Origin of the sequence: Tenacibaculum sp. E3R01 (assembly GCF_003318185.1) — a bacterium.
Lineage (GTDB): Bacteria > Bacteroidota > Bacteroidia > Flavobacteriales > Flavobacteriaceae > Polaribacter > Polaribacter halocynthiae.
The window spans coordinates 1-20,093 of sequence record NZ_QOCC01000025.1; the positions used below are offsets into that span (position 1 = coordinate 1).

General features: G+C 25.7%; 17 protein-coding genes. 6 read left to right on the forward strand and 11 right to left on the reverse strand.

Going from position 1 to position 20,093, the window contains the following annotated elements; translation table 11 throughout:
- The first annotated feature begins 279 nt into the window (after positions 1 to 279).
- Together DS884_RS12605 and DS884_RS12610 are read left to right on the forward strand one after the other, a co-directional pair.
- Positions 280 to 600, forward strand: a complete 321-nt coding sequence (locus DS884_RS12605) for a hypothetical protein (RefSeq protein WP_093870966.1) — start codon at positions 280 to 282, stop codon at positions 598 to 600.
- Positions 601 to 603: 3 nt separating this feature from the next.
- Positions 604 to 1,311: a LytR/AlgR family response regulator transcription factor gene (locus tag DS884_RS12610; RefSeq protein WP_093872030.1), complete on the forward strand. Its 708-nt coding sequence runs from the start codon at positions 604 to 606 to the stop codon at positions 1,309 to 1,311.
- 8 nt (positions 1,312 to 1,319) lie between these two features.
- On the opposite strand, the gene DS884_RS12615 is transcribed toward DS884_RS12610, so the two are convergent.
- Positions 1,320 to 2,804 carry a tetratricopeptide repeat protein gene (locus tag DS884_RS12615; protein WP_113786991.1) on the reverse strand — a complete coding sequence of 495 codons (1,485 nt, stop codon included), beginning with the start codon at positions 2,802 to 2,804 and terminating at the stop codon, positions 1,320 to 1,322.
- 143 nt (positions 2,805 to 2,947) lie between these two features.
- Here DS884_RS12615 and DS884_RS12620 point away from each other — a divergent pair, with 143 nt between their 5' ends.
- Together DS884_RS12620 and DS884_RS12625 are read left to right on the forward strand one after the other, a co-directional pair.
- Positions 2,948 to 3,238, forward strand: coding sequence for an STAS domain-containing protein (locus DS884_RS12620; protein WP_113786992.1), 291 nt, complete (start codon positions 2,948 to 2,950; stop codon positions 3,236 to 3,238).
- A gap of 8 nt (positions 3,239 to 3,246) precedes the next feature.
- The gene (locus DS884_RS12625) at positions 3,247 to 4,497 is read left to right on the forward strand and encodes an oligosaccharide flippase family protein (protein ID WP_199488211.1); all 1,251 of its coding nucleotides are present in this window, start codon (positions 3,247 to 3,249) and stop codon (positions 4,495 to 4,497) included.
- On the opposite strand, the gene DS884_RS12630 is transcribed toward DS884_RS12625, so the two are convergent.
- Positions 4,484 to 4,897, reverse strand: coding sequence for a VOC family protein (locus DS884_RS12630; protein WP_113786993.1), 414 nt, complete (start codon positions 4,895 to 4,897; stop codon positions 4,484 to 4,486). The two genes, DS884_RS12625 and DS884_RS12630, sit on opposite strands and share 14 nt — an antisense overlap.
- A gap of 1 nt (position 4,898) precedes the next feature.
- A complete protein-coding gene (locus DS884_RS12635) occupies positions 4,899 to 5,828 on the reverse strand; it encodes a 2-hydroxyacid dehydrogenase (protein ID WP_113786994.1) in 930 nt (309 codons plus the stop codon).
- 116 nt (positions 5,829 to 5,944) lie between these two features.
- On the opposite strand from DS884_RS12635, the gene DS884_RS12640 reads away from it, so the two are divergent.
- Positions 5,945 to 6,355, forward strand: coding sequence for an Lrp/AsnC family transcriptional regulator (locus tag DS884_RS12640; RefSeq protein WP_093870971.1), 411 nt, complete (start codon positions 5,945 to 5,947; stop codon positions 6,353 to 6,355).
- A gap of 89 nt (positions 6,356 to 6,444) precedes the next feature.
- On the opposite strand, the gene DS884_RS12645 is transcribed toward DS884_RS12640, so the two are convergent.
- From DS884_RS12645 to DS884_RS12660, 4 genes are all read right to left on the reverse strand, one after another.
- Positions 6,445 to 7,638 (reverse strand): glycosyltransferase, encoded by a 1,194-nt coding sequence (locus DS884_RS12645; RefSeq protein ID WP_113786995.1) that lies wholly within the window; start codon positions 7,636 to 7,638, stop codon positions 6,445 to 6,447.
- A gap of 107 nt (positions 7,639 to 7,745) precedes the next feature.
- A complete protein-coding gene (locus tag DS884_RS12650) occupies positions 7,746 to 9,275 on the reverse strand; it encodes a glycosyl hydrolase (RefSeq protein ID WP_113786996.1) in 1,530 nt (509 codons plus the stop codon).
- Between the two features lie 3 nt (positions 9,276 to 9,278).
- Positions 9,279 to 10,232: a hypothetical protein gene (locus DS884_RS12655; protein WP_093870974.1), complete on the reverse strand. Its 954-nt coding sequence runs from the start codon at positions 10,230 to 10,232 to the stop codon at positions 9,279 to 9,281.
- A complete protein-coding gene (locus DS884_RS12660; RefSeq protein ID WP_113786997.1) occupies positions 10,233 to 13,280 on the reverse strand; it encodes a hypothetical protein in 3,048 nt (1,015 codons plus the stop codon). It lies immediately after the preceding gene.
- A 165-nt stretch (positions 13,281 to 13,445) separates the two neighbouring features.
- Here DS884_RS12660 and DS884_RS12665 point away from each other — a divergent pair, with 165 nt between their 5' ends.
- The gene (locus tag DS884_RS12665; protein WP_093870976.1) at positions 13,446 to 13,790 is read left to right on the forward strand and encodes a glycosyltransferase; all 345 of its coding nucleotides are present in this window, start codon (positions 13,446 to 13,448) and stop codon (positions 13,788 to 13,790) included.
- A 271-nt stretch (positions 13,791 to 14,061) separates the two neighbouring features.
- Here the strand turns inward: DS884_RS12665 and DS884_RS12670 are convergent, their stop codons facing one another.
- The 4 genes from DS884_RS12670 to DS884_RS12685 form a co-directional block, all read right to left on the reverse strand.
- The gene (locus tag DS884_RS12670; protein WP_093870977.1) at positions 14,062 to 15,792 is read right to left on the reverse strand and encodes an ATP-binding protein; all 1,731 of its coding nucleotides are present in this window, start codon (positions 15,790 to 15,792) and stop codon (positions 14,062 to 14,064) included.
- A complete protein-coding gene (locus DS884_RS12675) occupies positions 15,785 to 16,327 on the reverse strand; it encodes a heme NO-binding domain-containing protein (protein ID WP_093870978.1) in 543 nt (180 codons plus the stop codon). The genes DS884_RS12670 and DS884_RS12675 overlap by 8 nt, the downstream gene beginning before the upstream one ends.
- 60 nt (positions 16,328 to 16,387) lie before the next feature.
- Positions 16,388 to 16,789: a response regulator gene (locus DS884_RS12680; RefSeq protein ID WP_093870979.1), complete on the reverse strand. Its 402-nt coding sequence runs from the start codon at positions 16,787 to 16,789 to the stop codon at positions 16,388 to 16,390.
- A 425-nt stretch (positions 16,790 to 17,214) separates the two neighbouring features.
- Complete coding sequence (locus tag DS884_RS12685; protein WP_113786998.1) at positions 17,215 to 19,809, reverse strand: DUF6923 family protein; 2,595 nt, start codon at positions 19,807 to 19,809, stop codon at positions 17,215 to 17,217.
- Positions 19,810 to 20,093: the final 284 nt, after the last annotated feature.

Genomic DNA, 20,093 nt, shown 5'->3' on the forward strand with positions numbered 1-20,093 from the left:
TTTTAAACCGTTCTTTAGTAAGATAAAGAACGGTTTTTTTTTGTGCTATACCTACTTTCTTAATTACAACCTAAGTAATCAGTAATTCAATACTGTGGGAGTAGATCGTTGGAGAGTTTAAACTCTTAATTCTATATATTAATTAGTTTAATTTTTTAATTATTTTGATTAAAATTAAGTTGGTTTTAATCGCTAGTAGAATTTTTATTTAGAATTTTTCAAATTCTTTTTTGAAATATTATATTTTTTAAGTTATATTTATGTTGACTAACTATAATAATGAAAAAATTGCCTAATTTATTTAAGTTTGATGAAATATCTGATGGAGATAATGACTTCAAAGATTTAATGATAGGAATTTTTAAAAAAGAATTTCCTATTGAAAAAAAAGCTTTTTTTGACTCATTTGAATCTGAAAAATATAAAGAAAGTGCTGAAGTTGTTCATAAATTAAAGCATAAAATTAATCTGTTGAGTTTAGAAGAAGGTTACATATTAGCTTCAAATTTTGAAAGCCAATTGATTAATAATTCTTTTGAATTATTTGATGAATTTGTTATTATATTAGAAACAATTGAAAATTTCCTAAAAAAAATATAAATGATTAATTCAATAATAATAGATGATGATGAATTAGCTAGAGTTATTATTTCAAAATATTGCTCTAGATTAGATCATGTATCTGTATTAAAGTCTTTCGATAATGCTTTAGATGCTTTAGATTTTATTAATAAAAATAAAGTTGATTTAGTTTTTTTAGATATACATATGCCAGATTTAACTGGATTTGACTTTATTGATAGCTTAAATAATCCTCCAAATATTATTTTAACTACTTCTGATGTTAATTTTGCTCTAAATGCTTTTGAATATAAGTGTATAGTTGACTATCTAGTAAAGCCAATTAAATTACCAAGATTTATAAAAGCCGTTTCTAAAATTGAAGTAGAAAAAAACACATCGGATGCAGATAAAGAAGTAAAGAGTGAAGATAGTAATAATGAGTTGTATGTTAATATTGATAGAAGGTTAGTTAAAATTCTTATTTCTGATATTTATTTAATTGAAGCTAAAGGTGATTATATAAATATTAAGACTGAATCTAAAAATCATATTGTACATACTACAATGAAAAAGATTGAAGATAAACTTCCTGAAGATCTTTTTTTAAAAATACATAGATCTTATATCATAAACCTTAAACAAATTATAGATATAGAGGATAATAGTGTTCTAATTAAAAAAGAAGTAATACCAGTTAGTAGGTCAAATAGACCAGAATTGATGAAAAGACTTAACCTTTTAAATTAGATTATAATTTAAAGGTTAATTTTTAATTCAATACCTATATCATTAAACTCGAAACCTGAAGCATTACCAACTGCTTGATTGCTATATTTTCCATATAGTTGAGCTGTTATTTTTTCTGATGGCTTATATCCAAAATATAATTCACATCTAAAACTTTGTTGTTTAGGGTCTTCATTAATTAATTGATAACCATAAGCAGCATTTCCTTTTGTAATCCATTTCTTTGAGCTAGGAAATAAACTAAAATCAATAAATGCTTCAAATACATAGTATTTTTCAGGGCTAAAATATACATTAGCTCTTTCTTTATCAAACCCCATAATAACTGAATTTAATCCTACTTTTATGGGAGTTTTTTTATTAACTAAATAATAGAGTGAAGTAAATAACAAGTTTCTACTATTCTCATCAGATTGTTTTGTATAATAATATTGAGTAAATAAACCTATATCATATTTTGTTAGTATATGATAATTAGCAAAAAGATGATTTTGACTAATTTTTGAATTAATTAATTGTACATTAAAATTATGATACTCTTTTTGATAATAAATATTAAAATTCTGATTATAAGCTAATCTTGTTTTTAAACCAATTTTATAGGTTACATCATTATAATTAGTAGCTCCTTTTACTTTTAAACTACCTATTTCTCCTTCTAATTGTATCTTGTTAGTTAAATTATATGAGGTTTTTAAACCTATTGATGTTTGTTTTGAGGTATCATTGTTTAATAAAAAAGTAGATACTCTGTAGTTATAATACCCTCCAATACTAAGTTTAGTTGATAATGGATAAATAACTTCTGTATTGGAATTGATTGATTGATTATCACCACTATCAGATGTTATACTTAACTTTTGATGAATTTTAGGTGTATACTTTTTTCGTATTGTTTTTTTTAAGTTTAATAATTGTGTGTTTGATTTATCTAAAAGTAATGCTTTATCAATTGTTTTTAAAGCTGCTTTATTTTGGTTATTGGCTAAATGTGTATAGGCAAGGCCAATATATATTCCAAGTATTTTAGGATCTAGATTTATACCTTTATTATAATGATAGATGGCTTTACTAAATTTTTTTAAATTACTATATGTATTTGCAAGACCTAATTGAATTATAGGATTAGATTGATATTTTTTTGATAGATTCAAATATTTTTTGAGAGCTATATCGTATTCTTTATTCCATAATAAACATTCTGCAGCGTTTATGTTAAATTCAAGATTTTCAGGTTCAATAGTTAATAATTCATTAAAAATTAACTTGGCTTTTACAGGGGCTCCATTCAAACCTACAGCTCTACCATAGCATAGTTTTGCTGTTTTATTTGCTGGGTATTCTTTCAAATAAGATTTAAAAAATATCTCAGCGTCTTTAAAGTTACCTTTTTCTAGGTAATTAAAGCCTCTATCCATTGAAGATTGGCCTATTCCTTTATGGTTTATTAAAAAGATAATAAGCAATAGTAATGATTTCAATAATCTTTTCATATCTTATATTTTTTATTTATGCCAAGTTAAGACATAAATACCTTTTATTAATCTATAGTAAACTGCATTTTGTCGAAACTAATTGAAATATGGAAGTAAAAACAGGAACTTTGAACATGTTAAATTTTTTAAATTGATTAAATATGTTACAAATAAACTATATTAAAGGAAAATATGAATTAGAAGGAAATTTAGTTTTAGAAAATTCAAGAAGTTTAAAATCGTATTTAGAAACGTTATTAGACTATAATTCTAAAGTTATTTTAAGTTTGAAAAATATTAAAGCTATCGATAATTCAAGTATAGAAGTTCTTTTTGATTTATGCAAAAAAGCATCACAAAATAATAAAGTACTAAAGGTTTTTGGAAAAGCGAATAAAAAAATAACGAAAACTTTAAATAATTCTAAATTAAAGGAGTTTATAAAAGATTAATAGTGTTAATGGGAATTTCAATACTAAAAAAAGAATTTAAAATTAGTGCGTCACAGTGGTTCATGATAAGTGTGATGATTGTTAACGCTGGTAATTATATATATAATTTAGTATTGGGTAGGTGGTTAGGGCCAAGTGTTTTTGCAGATGTAGCATTACTAATTACATTATTATTAGTATTATCATTTTTAGCAATGACCATTCAGCTGTTATGTGCCAAATTTATTATTGAACTACCTAAAGATAAATTATTAAATTTTAAAAGAGTTATATACAAATACACATTATTTGTAAGTGCTATTATAGGTTTATTGTGTGTTTTTTCTTCTGAATTTTTACAAACTATATTTCAATTAAATAATAAATATGTTTTTTATCTATTTGGTTTTGGAGTACCTATTTATTTTTTGATGAGTGTTTCTAGAGGTTTAAATCAAGGGAATCAGGAGTTTGTAGCTTTGTCTAAATCATATTTGTTAGAAATGTTTGGTAGACTACTAGTAACATTCTTTTTAATAGGGTTTGATATTGTTGAACCTACAATAGCTGTTGCACTAGGTATTTTGATCTCATTTATTTTTGGATTGTATCCTAACCAATTTACTTTTTCTAGTTTAAAAGAAAAATCAATTCTATCAAAATTAGAAACAAAATCAATTTATAGTTTTTTATTAATAACAGCTTTATATGAAGGGACTCAAATTATTATTAATAACTCAGATATTTTAATTGTAAAACATTTTTTTAACCATAATGAAGCTGGATTGTACGCTTCATTAGCATTAATTGGTAGAGTAGTGTACTTTGTTATTTGGATGTTAATTATGGTACTTCTGCCAAAGGTTATTCAAGCAAAAAAAGAAGGAGAAAACCCACAGAAAATTTTAAATAGTTATTTAAAGTTTATATTAGTTTTAACAATATCGTTAGTTACAGGTTGTTATTTATTTCCTGAAATAATAATTAAACTTTTATTTGGAGAACAATATATAAGTTTGGGATTTTTATTGTATAAATATGCGTTAGCAACATCATTATTTGCTTTGGCTAATTTATTTGTATATTATTTTTTATCATTATCAGACTATAAACCTGTTATAATGGCAATGGTATTTGGGATAGCTCAAGTAACTTTATTAATTAACTTTCATGAATCATTAGCCCAAGTAGTACATATACAAATTATGTTGATGGCTGTTTTATTAATTTGTATTTTATTTTATAATTTAAAAAAAAGAATGAAGGTTAACTATAAATAGCATCATTGTTTTTAAAACTTTTAAATTCCAAAGGATTATTACTTAAATCTAAAACAAACATAGTTTGTTGCTCTTCATTTTTATTTTTGTAACGTACTTGAGGATCAATAATAAATTTCATATTATATTTTTTAAGTTTTAGTTTAATTTCTGAAAATTCTGAGTTAGATATAATACATCCGAAATGAGGTATTGGCACCTTTATTTTATCTACGATACCACAGTAATCTAATTCTATGATATTATTTGAAACATGGGCAGAAAGCTGATGTCCGAAAAAATCGAAGTCTACCCAGTTTTTAGTTTGCCTACCAATTTTGCATCCTAATATTTTATGATAGAAGTATATAGTACTTTCAATATCTTTTACTTTAAATGCTAAATGAAATTTTGAGTTCATATTAATAACCTTTATTTATTGATACAATGTTTAGTAATTCTCTATTGTTAAGAAAGTTCTTATAATTTTGTATAACTTGATTACTAGCAGTTTTAATATCAGTAAGACTAGCAATATGTGGTGTTATTTTAATTTTTGAATGGTTCCAAAAAGGATGATTAAGAGGTAAAGGTTCTTCTCTAAAAACATCTAAATAGGCTCCTTGTAATTGATTACTATCTAAAAATGATATTAAATCATTTTCAACTAAGTGTTCACCTCTACCTACATTAATTATGATTGCGTCTTTTGGTAGTTTTTCAAATAGATTTTTATTTAAAATGTTTTCTGTTTCTATTGTTAAAGGAAGAATATTTATTAAAAAAGATGTGTTTTTTAGTAATACATCTAAGTATTGTTTACCATAAAAACATTCTACATTTGTTATCTCTTTTTTAGAGGTACTCCAGCCTTTAACCTTAAAACCAATTTTCGAAAAATTTGAGGCAACAGTTTTTCCAATTTTCCCTAAACCTAAAATAGTTATTACAGTATCATTTATTGTTTGATAATTATGTTGTTCCCATTTCTTGTTATTTTTATTTTCTAAATAAGTATCTAAGTTTTTTATTTGATTTAATACAGTTGAAATTAAATATTCCCACATATCATTAGATAATTTAGAGTCAACTATTCTTGAGAGAATAATATTATTATTGATATCCTGTGATGATACTATATGATCAATTGAAGCACCAACTGATTGAATAACTTTTACATTAGGAAATTTTTTTAAGATGTTTTTTTCAGGTTTCCAGCAAATAATAAATTCTACATTAGCAGGGGCTTTAACATTAGGATAAGTTTCTATGGTAGTATTAGGCAATTCTTGCTTGAGTTTTTTAGCCCAAGGCTCTGGGTTTTTATTGTTGAAAATAATAAGAATACTCATTGTTATAATTTTAGTAAAGATAAAATGTGTAAGGCAATTTAAAAAATTGATTAATAGTTGTTATTGTATATTAGCCATTTAAATATGCTTTTTATTCAATAATTAAAGTTTAATCAATGGTAGATAAAATAGATTTAAAAATTATAAATATTTTAAAGGAGAATTCTAGAATATCTTTTGCTGACTTGGGACGTGAAATAAGTTTATCTCCTTCATCAATAAGAGAGCGAGTAAAAAACTTAGAAGACAATGAAGTTATTAAAAAATACAGTATTGATATAAATAATAAAAAACTTGGATATGATTTAGAAGCATTCATTTTATTAAAAGTATTTCCTGGAAAACTAAAGAATATGTTATCAATAATAAGTTCATTTGAAGAAGTAAAAGAAGTACATCGAATAACTGGTAATCAAAATATACATTTAAAAATTGTAGTAAAAGATCAACAGCATTTACAATCATTATTAGATAATTTAATGGAATATGGAGATACTACAACTTTTTTAATACTATCTAAACTATAATTGTATTTTTTAAATACAAAACTACTTTGAAATTTTATCAAAGTAGTTTTGCTTCTATTTAGGGGAAAAAAGGGGAAAATTGTATTTTATTATGCTAGTACCTGATCTATTGTAGTATTATAACTTTTTTCAAAAAGATCTAAATACATTTCACATATTTTAGACATAGGAAAAGCTGTAGCTGCTTTATAATTAGTTTTTTCTAATTGTATTCTATATAATTGTTTTTCAAGAATTACTTGTATAGCATCTGACAGCGTATCTGAATCATTAGAATTAAAAAACTCACCTTGATATCCTTCGTCTTGTATTAATTCTTTTAAATCACCAATATTAGGTAATACAACAGCCTTACCATAACTTCCTGCTTGATGAAGTACTCCAGAACTTCCAGTTGTTGATGTATAAGGAAATACTACCAAAGTACTTTCGTTAAATATCGTTTCAATATTTTCTTCAGGTACATATCCGGTAAAAGTTAATTGAGCTATATCTTTATATTTATTTTGTACATTTTTTAAATAGCCTGGAGTGTTTGGGTTATCAGTACCAGCTATCACAATTTCTATATCTTCATTTGTACGTTTTCTAATCTTCTCAACAGCTTCAATAATAATTTCAACTTTTTTATAGGTTCCAAACTTACCGAAAGTCATTACTTTTTTTGTTCCTTTTATTAGTTGGTAACTTGGTTGTTTAGCAGTTTCAAAAGTTCCATGAGGTATTACAAGAACGTTATCAGCGTTATATTTCTTTTCAAGAATACGTTTATATTTTGGAATAGTTACAGCAACATTATTGGCACTTAATATAAGTTTGGTTAAACAATAACCTATTGCTTTATACACGACTTTTAATAACGGATTTTTTGTAAAACCTGCACTTTCTAAATCTACAGTTTCTAAAATATTATGAATTAAAACTGTTGAATGGATACCTAACAAACGAGTGATTTTTGGTAACATTAAACCTAAAGCTGCAGCAATTTTTTTATGGCCAAATTTCATAAACTGAAAATTAAATAAAACTTGATTTGGTTTGTATTGCTTTATTGCTTTAGTAACGGTAAAAATAGAAGTGTAACTATTAAACTTCCAACATTCAACTATTGTAACTTTTTCTGAGTATGGAAAATCTAGTATTTTATCTTCTTCTGTTGTATCACAAAATAGAATGATTTCTTCTATTTTATCTAAAGAAACGAAGTTTTTAACTAAATGATAGGCATATTCATTTAAGGTTATTTTACTTGGAGGAAATGATGTAACAATACCTAATTTCATGTGATAGCATTTTAAGTTATATTATAAATTTAAAATGAATATCCATGTTTGTGTGTTCTATTTCGATAAAATAACAATTACTAAAGACGAATAGTTGTTGATAAAGATTATTTATAAGTAACAATATACTTAGCAGCTTTTTTTAAATTTCCTTTTTTATCAATAAAGCCAAAGTTTTTTTGTGGGCCTATTTTATGAGGCATTTTACCAAAAATTTTTACATCTATTTTAGGAAAGTCGTAAAGAGTCCAACTAACAAAGTGATTAATATTTAAATCATGAAAATTTTGTTGCATATTTTTATGATATTTAGCTTGTTTCTTTTCGCTATATCTATATAAATTCCATATGCTATTGTATGAGTGCCTTCCAAACTCTTGAACTACTATTGGTTTGTTTACTTTCTTTTTTAAATTTAAGTAAGCATTTTTAAAGTCAATAGTTTTTTTATAATAATGAAATGAAATGAAGTCCATTTTGTTTTTTAATAAATGTCCAACTTCAGGAGTACTCCAACCAATGGTTATTGGAGTTTTTTGATCGTATATACGAATCCTAGAACTAATAAAATCTAACCAATTTAAAACTTTCTCTTTTCCATAATTTTTAAAATCTAAATCAGGTTCATTTTTAATGTCATACTGTAAAATAGCTGGATGCTTTTTAATTTCATTTATAATAGTTTCTAAATGCCTATCACAAAGTGTATAATCTAATACTTGATAATTACTGTAAAAATCAAAAAAGGTAACAATAACCTTAAGGTTATTTTTTTTTGCTAGATCTAATGTGTTTTTTAAATGATTTAAATATATTTCTGAAACATTCTCTTTACCAAAAAGTTTATAGGGAATAAAAATTCTAACCGTATTTAATTTTAATTTCTTTATTATGTTAAAGTCTTTATTAACCGTAATACTATCGTATTTTTTCCAAAAGTCAAACCAAGATGTTTTTTGAGGATAATAATTAATACCTTTTATTTTAAAATTCTTATTAGTAGTTTTAAAAGTTTCATTTTCTTTTAAGAGAACTTTATCACTAACAATGTGCCTAACTCTCCAAAAACCATCTTCAAGTAGTAGAATAGCTTTATAATTTTTTAAAGTTTTTTCTTGATGTATTAATTTTTTCTTTTTGTAATAGAAAGTTTGTTCTTCAACATTTTTATCATCTAAATAAACAACTTGACCATCTTCCGAAAAGAATTTTATAGTTACATTATGATTAACACTTGTTGATCGTATATTAATAGAGTTTTTACTATTGAATTGAATTATTTTTTTAATTTTTACTTGGGCTGAATCTGTATAAAAATCTTCAATAGCATTAAAATCATTATTTTGTAAAGCATATTTTTTTACATACCAAGATTTGAGGTAGTCTTTTTTTATATTTTTTATAATTTCCTCATTAGGATCTCGACCTTCTACATTATCATAATTAACTTTTATTTTAGGTAAATAATATGTGTTGTTTTTTAAGTCAATATGTAATAATTTACTTCTATCCGCACCAGAATTAAACTCATAGTAAATTTTAGAAAGTAAACTTATTAGTAATAAATTAACAAGAACAAAAGTTGTAATTATTACAATTTGCTTAAATGTTCTTTTATTTAAGGGTGTTTTTTTCATCAATCAATCTATTTTTTTAGTGTATTTTATATTCAAAGAATTGCTTGAAGCAAATCCTTCAACATAAGCTTTGATATTAAATGATTTAATTTTCTCAGGATGGACGAATTTAGTTACTGCAATTCCATTATTTGTTTTTCCGTAAGCCTTTAAATGCGTATCATCATTCGATATATAAAAACTAACAATAGTACCGTTTTCAATAATATTATTAAACTGATCTTTTATAACAGACGTTTTAAAAGTAGTTAACTCTTTACCATCAGCAAATGAATTATTTCTGTCGAAAGAAATAGAAAAATTTGTAGGATTATTTGAGAGTATAGATAATTCTAATAGTTTAGATTTTAAACTATCAATATAAGTTCTAACAAATATTTTACCTGTTTTAGTTTTGCTATATATGTTTTTATAACTTAATAGTTCGGTTGTATTTATATTAGTGTTTAAAGGTGTATTTCTATATAACTCATAAGCAGTATAATTAGAACGATTTGGGTTGTCATAAATATCGTTTGGTATTACAACAAGCATGGAATAATCGGTTTTAGATGCTACTATATATGGAGGGCCACAGTAAGTTTCAAGTAAAGTTGTTTTTTTTTGGGGTTTAATAATTAGTTTATCAGTTAAAATCTTTTTCTTATTAATAACTATTGCGTAATTTAAAATACCAGAGATTGTAGAAAAGTGTTTTGGAATTATAAAAGTTAATTGATTATTTTTTACTTGTGGTTGCAAAATAGAACTACCATAATCATTATTGATAAATAATAGTATATCACTAATTATAGTATCAGTTTTAAAGGTAAAATGAATATTTTCACTGGCATATACTGATCTAGGTTTATTAATCCAACTAATTTTTGAGGTTTGATTATTAGGTACAAGTTTGATTTTCTTGTTGTTTTTACAAGAAATTAATAATAAAATAAATATGTATAATATGAACCTCATTTAATTACCAATAAAATTAGCGATTTGAAACTTTATTTGAAATTCATTTTTCTGAATCATAATATTTTTATTTTTAGATTCATTATAGCCTTCTAATCTATCAAATGTTCCCTTTTCATTTTGAACACCATTAACATAACAATTTTCAGTAGTTTCTGATATTATTTCTATCATATCAGTTACTATTGGTGTATAATTAAAGTATCCTTTTCTATGAGGGCGTATGCTTTCTTTTAAAAATAGATGGTCAACCCATACAAGTTTATCATTTTTATAGTACGAAATTAATGTTTGGGCTATAGTAACTTCTTTATAACCTGTATTAAATAACATTCCTGATATTTTATCATTAGTATAATTAAGAGCATTAACTTGTACAGATTGGTACAAATTTTTAGTAGCTACTGTGGTACCAACATGCAATACAAACTTAACTGGTTTTTGATCAAACTTTTTTAAATGAAATTCATTAGGGTCGAAACTTTTATTTTTTTTATCAGAATCAATCCAAGCAATTTCTTCAAAATCTATTTTAAAAACTGTTTTTTCAAAAGGATTCAAATAGTGTTTGTTTTGAAGCTTGGAACTATAACTAGCTAACTCATTATTATCAGCATCATATAACACAGCTTTTAAATTAATAGCAGAAGGAAAATAGTCTATATTTTGTAATTCACCAATAATATGATACTGATCATTATTTTGGACCAATTTAGCATTATTAATGTATGCAATAGGTTGTGGTAAAACATCTTCATGATGGGTTTGTTGAGTAGTTATTTTACGTCTACCTTGATTATAAAATATAGTTTCAGGAGAATTAAAAAACTGATTAGAGGGTTTGTAAGGATCTGGTTCTTCCGGTACTATAAACCATTTGTTATTTTTCGAAATAGTTTTTATAATTTCTTTTTTATTAATTATTTCTAAAGGAGTAACCCATTTAGTTTTTGCTTCTATTAATACAGTATCATTTCTTTTGTTAATTATTTTAGTTCCGATATTTTCTAATTTAGCATAAGAACTTAACAATCCATCACTAACTGATATTTCAAGCATGAATTGATCTAGTGTTTTTTTTGAATTTTTATCTAAATAAGAATGAGCTTTTGTAAATCTTTTAAAATCTAAAGCATCATAGTATGCTTTTACTACATTTACTGATGAATTTTGTGTTCCATTTTCGTCATATATAAAATATGCACCTATAATAGCGGCAAATAGTAACATTGTATTCCAAGGGAGTAATGTTCTGGAAAAAGAGAAAGATGCAGAAGGAGAATTCTCATTCTTTAAACTCACTATTTTATTTTTTGAAAATAAAAAGGTTCCTATAAACCAAAAAGTAGCTAATGATAATAATATGACAGGAACAAACGACCATATTATTTTTTGATACCTTGGAATATCAATTTTAGGTAATATGGATGCTAAAGGTTTAATATTTTTCTTTTCCCATACCATTATACCGTTTTCAAGATATGAGAGTTTTTCCCATCCTGTAAAATATAAAATAGGATCATAAAATTTATCGTTAGAAAAAATATATTTTAGATTAAATTTTTCTGAATTCGCTAAAAATTGTTGAAGAGATCCAATTCCTTCAATCCCACGATATTTTGAGTTTTCCAGGCGTTCAACAGCTCTAGTGGTTAATTCAGGAAGTCGCCTAGCAGAATGATAGTTACCATCAACTGACAAGGCTCTAGTTTGTGATGCTAACCATGCCATTTGATCACCAAAACCAAGTGTTAAATAACGCCATTTATAATGCATATCTTGGTTTATGAAGTTTACAATTGGTAACATCTTAATAGCTTTAGGTTGTGAAGGTCTAAATTTTCCTAAATTAATAGTAAAAATTGCAAAAAACAGAATAATGCTACCTATTAAACCAATGCAAAAGGTATAATATGTTTTACCAAATTTTTTACTTAAATATGTTTTATAATCAGATTTTGATAAGCGATAAAAAAACTCCCCAGCAATTGGGAAACTCATTATAGAAGCCCAAAAGGTAAAACGATCTAATGTCAGTATAGAAAAGGCATTTTCACCTAAAATCATTCTAGGTAGTGGGGTAGTACCACCAGTACCTAATAAAACAAGCATAGAAAATGAAATACCAAAAAATAATAATCGTTTACTAAAAAATCGATAAAAAAGATATGGGAATAAGGTTAAAAGAATTCCATAAGGAATTAAAAAGAACACGAGACCAGATGATAAAACTTCAAGAAAGTTATCACGAGAACCATGTGGTATTGGTACTTGAGTTATTGGATTGTTTTTAGTATTAATCCAATAAGGTAAAATGCATACTATCATTATAACTAATGATAAAAAGCCAAATGTTAAAATTGGTTTCATTGACTTTAGCAAATGTTTTACAAAAAATAAAAAACGGATATTCTTATAACTACCAGTGAGGTCCTTAATGTTATCCATAATAGCTAAACCTATTAAAGGGAATATAAAAAAGACCATTCCGAATATTGGAGTTACATGATGAGAGCAAACCATTAATCCCATTAACAATAAAGAAGAAATCAAATATTTATATTCTTTTGTACGAATCCAATAGTAAATTTCAGGTATTGAATGCATTAGCAAGGATATTCCTGCTAATGTTGGTAATTGACCAAATACATGTAAAGTTTCGATAAAAACGGAAGAGAATACTGAAAAGATAGCAGCAAAGCCAGCATAGTCTTCGTTTTGAGTAAGTAATAAGCTAAATCGATAAACACCAGTAACAAATAGTATAATAATTATAAAAGAGTAACTAAATAAAGCAAATTTAAAACCGCCAATAAATGATAGTATCGCTAATGATTGATGAACAAGTGGCGGATACCCCATTATACTAAATCCAGTGTACCATTTATAAGACCATGGTTCTTGCCAATTATTAGCATAATGCTCTGCAAAAAATAAATGTATTAAAGCATCATAAGTTTGTTCAATAGTATAAAACACTGCACTACCATGAAATAGTAAGGCAAACCCTAGGGCTAATAATAAATATTTATTTATTGAGTTTTTCATTAATTTAATTATAACATTCTAATATAATAAAGTTAAGTAATATGTTAGGTAAACTAATCTATACATTTTTACGTTTCATCGACACTAAAAACCGTACTAAACGATTAAACTTCATAAACACTTAATCTAGAAGCTATTTTTAAGGAGTATTAAAAACAGATATATATGAAGATTGGCATTATCATTCCATGTTATAATGAAGAGAAGGGGGTAAAAATTAAAGCATTTAAAAAGTGCTTAAAAAAATATAGCGACGTTCACCTCTGTTTTGTAAACGATGGAAGTAAAGATAATACTTTAGATGTTTTATATAAATTAAAAGATGAATTTGAAAAAAAAGTTACTATTATAAATATGAAAAAAAACCAAGGAAAGAGTAGGGCTATAAAAGTTGGTGCTCGTTTTTTTTATAGCTTGTCATCTGTTGCACATGTTGGTTGTTTAGATGCTAACTTTACCATTGGTTATGAAAATTTTGGAAGCTTATTAAAGAATTTAAAGAAAATATGATTAAAAATAAAGTGCTAGTTTACTAGTTATTTTCCCCAACCTTAAAAACCTCATTATAAATTAAATAATGAGGTTTTTTATAGTAGAAAATTAAGTTTTTTCATTCATCGATAGTTAAAAGCATTTCATCGACAGAAAAAAAAGAGTTGAACGATTTTTAGAAATCTTTACTCTATGAAGTGATTATATTTGAATAAGAAAACATAGAAAAAAATATTTAAATTAGTAGTTTGTTTGTATTCCCCAATTATCAAAACCTTATTAAGTAATATTAATGAGGTTTTTTTAATTCGAAAAAAAAGGAACACCCTTTACCTAATTCGCTTTCTAACCATATTTTACCATTATATAAGTCGATAATCTTTTTTACAATTGAAAGACCTATACCTGTAGAGTCATCATTAGGTTCTTCTAAGGTTTCAAATACTTCAAATATTTTTGAGTGGTATTTTTTATCAATACCAATACCATTATCTTTTATAATAAATAGAAATTTAATATCTAAATCTTCTACTTCTATAGTAATAATACCTTTCTCTTTATCATTATATTTAATAGCATTACTTATTAAATTCTGAAATAACTGTTGTAAACGAAATTTATCACCATAAATAATTGGTAGCGTGTTCTTAATTTGAATATTAATATGTTCAGGAACAAAAATTGTATCAATTATATCTGTAACGGTTTTCTGAAGATCAACTTTTTGGTCAGTTTTATCAATCTTATCAATACTTGAATATTTTAATATTCCATTAATAAGGTGATCCATTTTATCAATTTTTTTTAATAAAGAATTAAAATTAACGGTAGTCTCTTCATCAAAAGTACCTTCATTATCTTCTTGTATCCAAGAAATTAATGCGGACATGCTTCTTAATGGAGATTTTAAATCGTGAGAAACTACATGAGCAAAGTTTTTTAACTCTTCATTGTTTTTTCCTAATTGAACCAGTAATACATCTTTTTCTTTTTGAGTTTTTTTCTCTTTAATTAGACTAATAGCACTATTAAATTGAGCAGAAGCTAAACTAGCTATGTTATGAAAAACCTCAATGTGGTCATTATTGAAATAATTTTTTTTGCTATGTTCAGAGTCAATAATACCAATTACTTTATTATCAGCTATAATAGGAACCGTTAATTCTGAAAAACGAAAAAAATCATCAACCTCGTACAAATCATTTTTTGAAGTGTCATTTACTAATGAATACACTCCTGTTTCAACTACTTTACCAATTACCCCTTTCCCTATAGGTATATGTAAAGGAGGTTTTTTGGTTATATCAATATCAGGGTTATTTGAATAAGCAGCTATTTCTTTTATGATATTAGATTCATAATCAATAGAAAAAACAAGACAATCTTCTAAATCTAAATGATTAGCAGTGTTTTTTGCTATTTCCCAGGCAATTTCATTTAAATCTCTTTTTCCTAATATAGATACAGAAAGACTGTTTAAAGCATTTAACATTCTTGTTTTTTTATCTATTTCAGAAACATCTTCTATTAAAGCAATATGGTACTTTACATTACCTTCATTATCTCTAACTGCACTTACGTTTGTATTACAAGAAACATAGTTACCATCTTTTTTTCTGTATCTTTTTTTTATTAAAAACTTATCAATTTTACTTTCTTCCAGTAATTTTAGTTGTTTTTTGGCTTGTGGTAAATCATCAGGGTGTGAGAGTTCGTAAATATTGACATTTAATAATTCATCATCAGTATAGCCTAATAAATTTGCAAAAGCTTTATTAAATTTAATTAAGTTATTTTTTTGAGATAAAACAATACCTAAAGATGAGTTATCAACAATCAATTTTAATTGAGCAGTTTGATCATTTAATAAAGCTTCAGTTTTTTTATTGGAAGCAGTTAGTTTTTGGTTAGCCTCAAATAACTCTAATGATTTTTGTTCAAGAATTTCTTCTGCTTGTTTTCTAGCTTTTCTTTCTCTTTGTAAGGCTCTTTCAAATATTTTTACTTTTTCATCAGACATTTCTTACTAGTGTAAATAAAACTTTAGTTCCATCAGAATTCAGTAATTCTTTTTTTATTGTAACCTCTTCATTATAATGCTCTAATGTACGTTCCATAAGTCCTTGTGCAAAGGAAGACATAGCTCTTTCAGATTGGTATTCGATAATTAATTTGGTATCAGTTTCCTCGTGAGTAATGAAACTAGGAAGTTCAGCATCAGGATAAATTTTTCTTACATGAACATGTATATGCTTTTCTATACCCGAGATAAGGTTAAAACCGGTTTTGTAATGTTTAAAAATATTAGGGTATCCATTTTTTAAAGTGTCAAAAAAATATAACCCATAGGTATATATTAAGGTAGGAACGTCTATTTTAGTTTCCTCGCTAAGATTGGTTATTAAGCTTACCATTTCTCCAAAATCGTATGTACCTACTGAAGTGTATACACCTTCTGATTTTAAATTTGATTTTGTAATAATGGTGTCTGTAGTTTCTAATCCAAATTTTTGTTCAACCATTTCCAAAAATTCGGTAAATACAATTCCTTTCATCTAGTTTTATATTGGGGGATTAAAATTAATTAATACTAAAGATGAAATATACTGAAAAAATTATAAAGAGACTAATTCATTCATAGACCAATAGTCAATTATTTTATCAATTTGATTCACATAATCTTCATAACGCAATGGTTTTACAACATAACCAGCAATACCTATTTTGTATGCATTAATCATGTCATGATGATTATTTGAGGTTGTAAATACCACAGTAGGAACAAATTTTAAGTTTTCGTCAGATTTTAAAATAGATAAAAATTCAAACCCATTCATTTTAGGCATATTTAAATCTAATAGAATTAAATTAGGCAAACTTTCTTTACATTTTTGTAAAGCTTCTTCACCATTACTAGCCTTAGAAACTGAATGATTTAACTTTAACTTTTTTAAAGCTCGGTCAAACTTTAGTTTCTCTATTTCGTCATCTTCAACAAGTAATATATTTAAATTCATAATTATTTTTTGTACGTAGGTTTGTATATAACAAATATATTTTTTTTATAACAATTGTTTCTTTTTAAAAGATAGCAACAATTTATCTGTAGATGAATGGTATATATGTGTAGTTAAACGGTTTTTAAGTGTTATTATTTTTAATTACTAGTAGAGATATATAATTGGTATGCACTTATCATATTTAGCTAAAATTTTTATTTATTTTAAGTAATATAAATTCACTCTTTTAAGAGCTTTAAATTGTGTGCCTAAACAATCATTCACTAGTTTTTAAAATAGCTTTAAAAGCCATATTTCATTGTTTTTTTTAATGAAATATTAGACGTTTAATGACAGTGGAGTTAATTTTTAAGTTATTATTAAAACAAATAAAGGAGGTAAGTACCTCCTTTATTATAATTTATATTTTAAAATATGCCAATTTATTTGATAACTAACTTTTTGGTAATATAATTTAAGTTATCACTTTTAATTTTAAAGAAATAAACTCCAGTGGCTAATTTGTTTCTGTATATAGTAACTTCATTTTTACCACTATTTATTTTTAAATCTCTTTGTTGAATTATTTGACCTAATTGATTGTAAAGGATTAAACTACCATTTTGATATTGTGAGCTATTAAACTGAATATTTGCTGATTCAATCATAGGGTTAGGTGTTACAGAAATTTGATTAGTTAAATAATTAACTTCATCATTAGTTGACAACGCACTAGAATTAACTAATTTTAATTCACTTATATTCATTTCTTTTACTTGTTTTTCACCATTTTTAGAAACCATAGTAAACACTAATGTAACTACATCACTGAAATCTACTTTTGAGCTTTTGGTAGATGTAAAATCATCGAAAAGGATTGTGTATTCTTGATTAGTTGTACCTAAATTAACAGTAGCATTAAATTGATCTTCCCAAACATTAATACTTTCTTTTATAAAGCGAACTTCAAGGGTACCTGTACCATTTCCTTTAAACTTTAAAGCATTGTATGAAGAAATATCAACAGATTTAAATCTAGGATTAAATGCTTTATATACGGAAACGTATTCTTCTGTTGAAGCTTTTAAATTTATATTTCTTTCTATAGACATTTCAGTATCATCAGTTTGATCTTCATTAGGTGTTACAGTGAAATCTGTAACATTAGTGCTAGTAGCTGCATCATCAACACCCCATGAACCATCAGACATGAATAAGTCATCTGGTGTATTGGTTCCATCACCAATTCTAAAGCCTATGTCAAATAGTTTACCAGTATCTAAAATTACATTTGAAATGTATTTTTTATCTAAAACTATTGTTGATGACATATTATCTAAATTACTAGTCTCTGTTTGTTTAAATCCGGCATCAAATTCAACAGTAGTACTTCCATTTACATTAACTATGTCTAAATTTAATACGCCATTTTTGTAGAATCCTTTTTTTACAAATACTGGAGGAGGAGGAGAAATGTTATAAGTATCAATTGTTTTCTTTACATCTAATAAACGAATCACTTCGGTACTAAGTAACATTAAATCGTCAATTGAATTAGACCATATTTGGAAATTAAAATATCCAGTTTCAGATTTATACTTATCTAAATTCCAGTGATTTTCAATTATGAAGTTTTGACCATCACTTGATTCTCTAGCTGATAAACTTAAAACGAATTCAACACCACCATCTACATTTTTAATAATTGATTTAATAAAATTATGTTCTTCAATTTGGATGGTTGAAACAGATAATAATTCAGCACCTAATAAACGATCACATATATATTTAGTGTGCTCATATACTTTGTCTTCAGTTTTTAAAGCTAAGATAGAAGCTACAGTTTTATTTTTTCTTTGATAATCAACAGATACTATATCTGTAGCATTTGTGATTTTTATTAAATCAGTAGGTGATGATTCAATAGCTTCGTCTTCATTTATAACTTTTAGAGGAATAAAATCATTTAAAGTTAATGCTTTTTTAGCACCTCTTTGGGCGTATGTAGATTTTTTCACTATCCTTTTAGCTGTTTCTTTTCTAAAAGTATAATTAGTTTTTATTCTATTATAGTTACGTTTATTAATTTGTTGAGATAATCTATTGTTACTTTCTAAGCCTCCATTATTACCACTAGTTGTTGGTGCAACTATTGTTGGGCAAGCAGATACTCCTGAACAAGAAGGATCATCACAATCTGCTAATCCATCACCATCATCATCAATTCCATTTGTACAGTCTTCCATAGGTACTGGCGCAGTTGGACAACGTGCTCCATCATTACTAGAACTAGATGGTCCAAAAGCAAAAAGATTAGAGTTAATACTACTACCATTATTTATGTTGGTAACTTCATTTATGATATAAACAGTTCCTGTTTGATTTGCTGATACATAAAAATTCCCCATGTTATCAAAATATACTGCACCATAAGTATAGTTTAACCCAGCTAATGCTGGTACTACACCTAGATTTTCAACATTACCAGTTGAAGCATTAATTCTATATAATTTATTAGTTCCTTTTTCAACAGTATATAGGTGGTTGTCTAAAGAGTTGAATGCCCAATCATGAACCAAAATACTTTGTGAAAGTGTACCTGTTCCTAATGAGGTTAAATGTGTTGGAGATTCAGGGTCTAAGTCTATAATGTAGTATGTGTCTCCACCAGATTTAGAATAATAAATTCCCTCATGACTTACATCACCTATATATCTGTTTGAGGTTGGTAACGCATCAATAGTGTAGGTTGTTGTGGAAAAATTTTTTCCAATTCTAACGATTGACTTTTGAGGGTATGTTAAAGATCCCCATATATAACCATCTTTAGGATTATATCCAGCTCCGTTAATATTTCCTGTTGTTATATCCGTTGCAACTTCATAAGCGGACCCAGATGCTAAATCTACAGCAAATACGTCATTTTTTTGAAAAAGATATGCATAATAATCACAATTGAAAGGAGTGTTTTGTGAAATTAAAGGTTGAATTGAAATAAAGGTTAAAAGAAGAAGGTTAATAAAGTATTTATTATTCATGATGTTGATTTTGAGGGATTTGTTTAGTGAAAATACAGCTTTTATATATTTCAAAAAAAAATTATAGATGAATGGTAGTTAAGTATAGATGAATAGAAAAAAAAATAAAAAAACTTTAATAATTGAATTTAAAAACAATCTAACTTTCTTTAGGTTAGGTTGTTAATTTTATTTTTTAGTGGAATTAAAGAATAGTGAAAGTTCTGAAGTTTTTATTATTGTTTATTTAATAAAGTCAGAAGAAATATTTGGATTAATTGATAATAAAAAAAACGATTCATAAA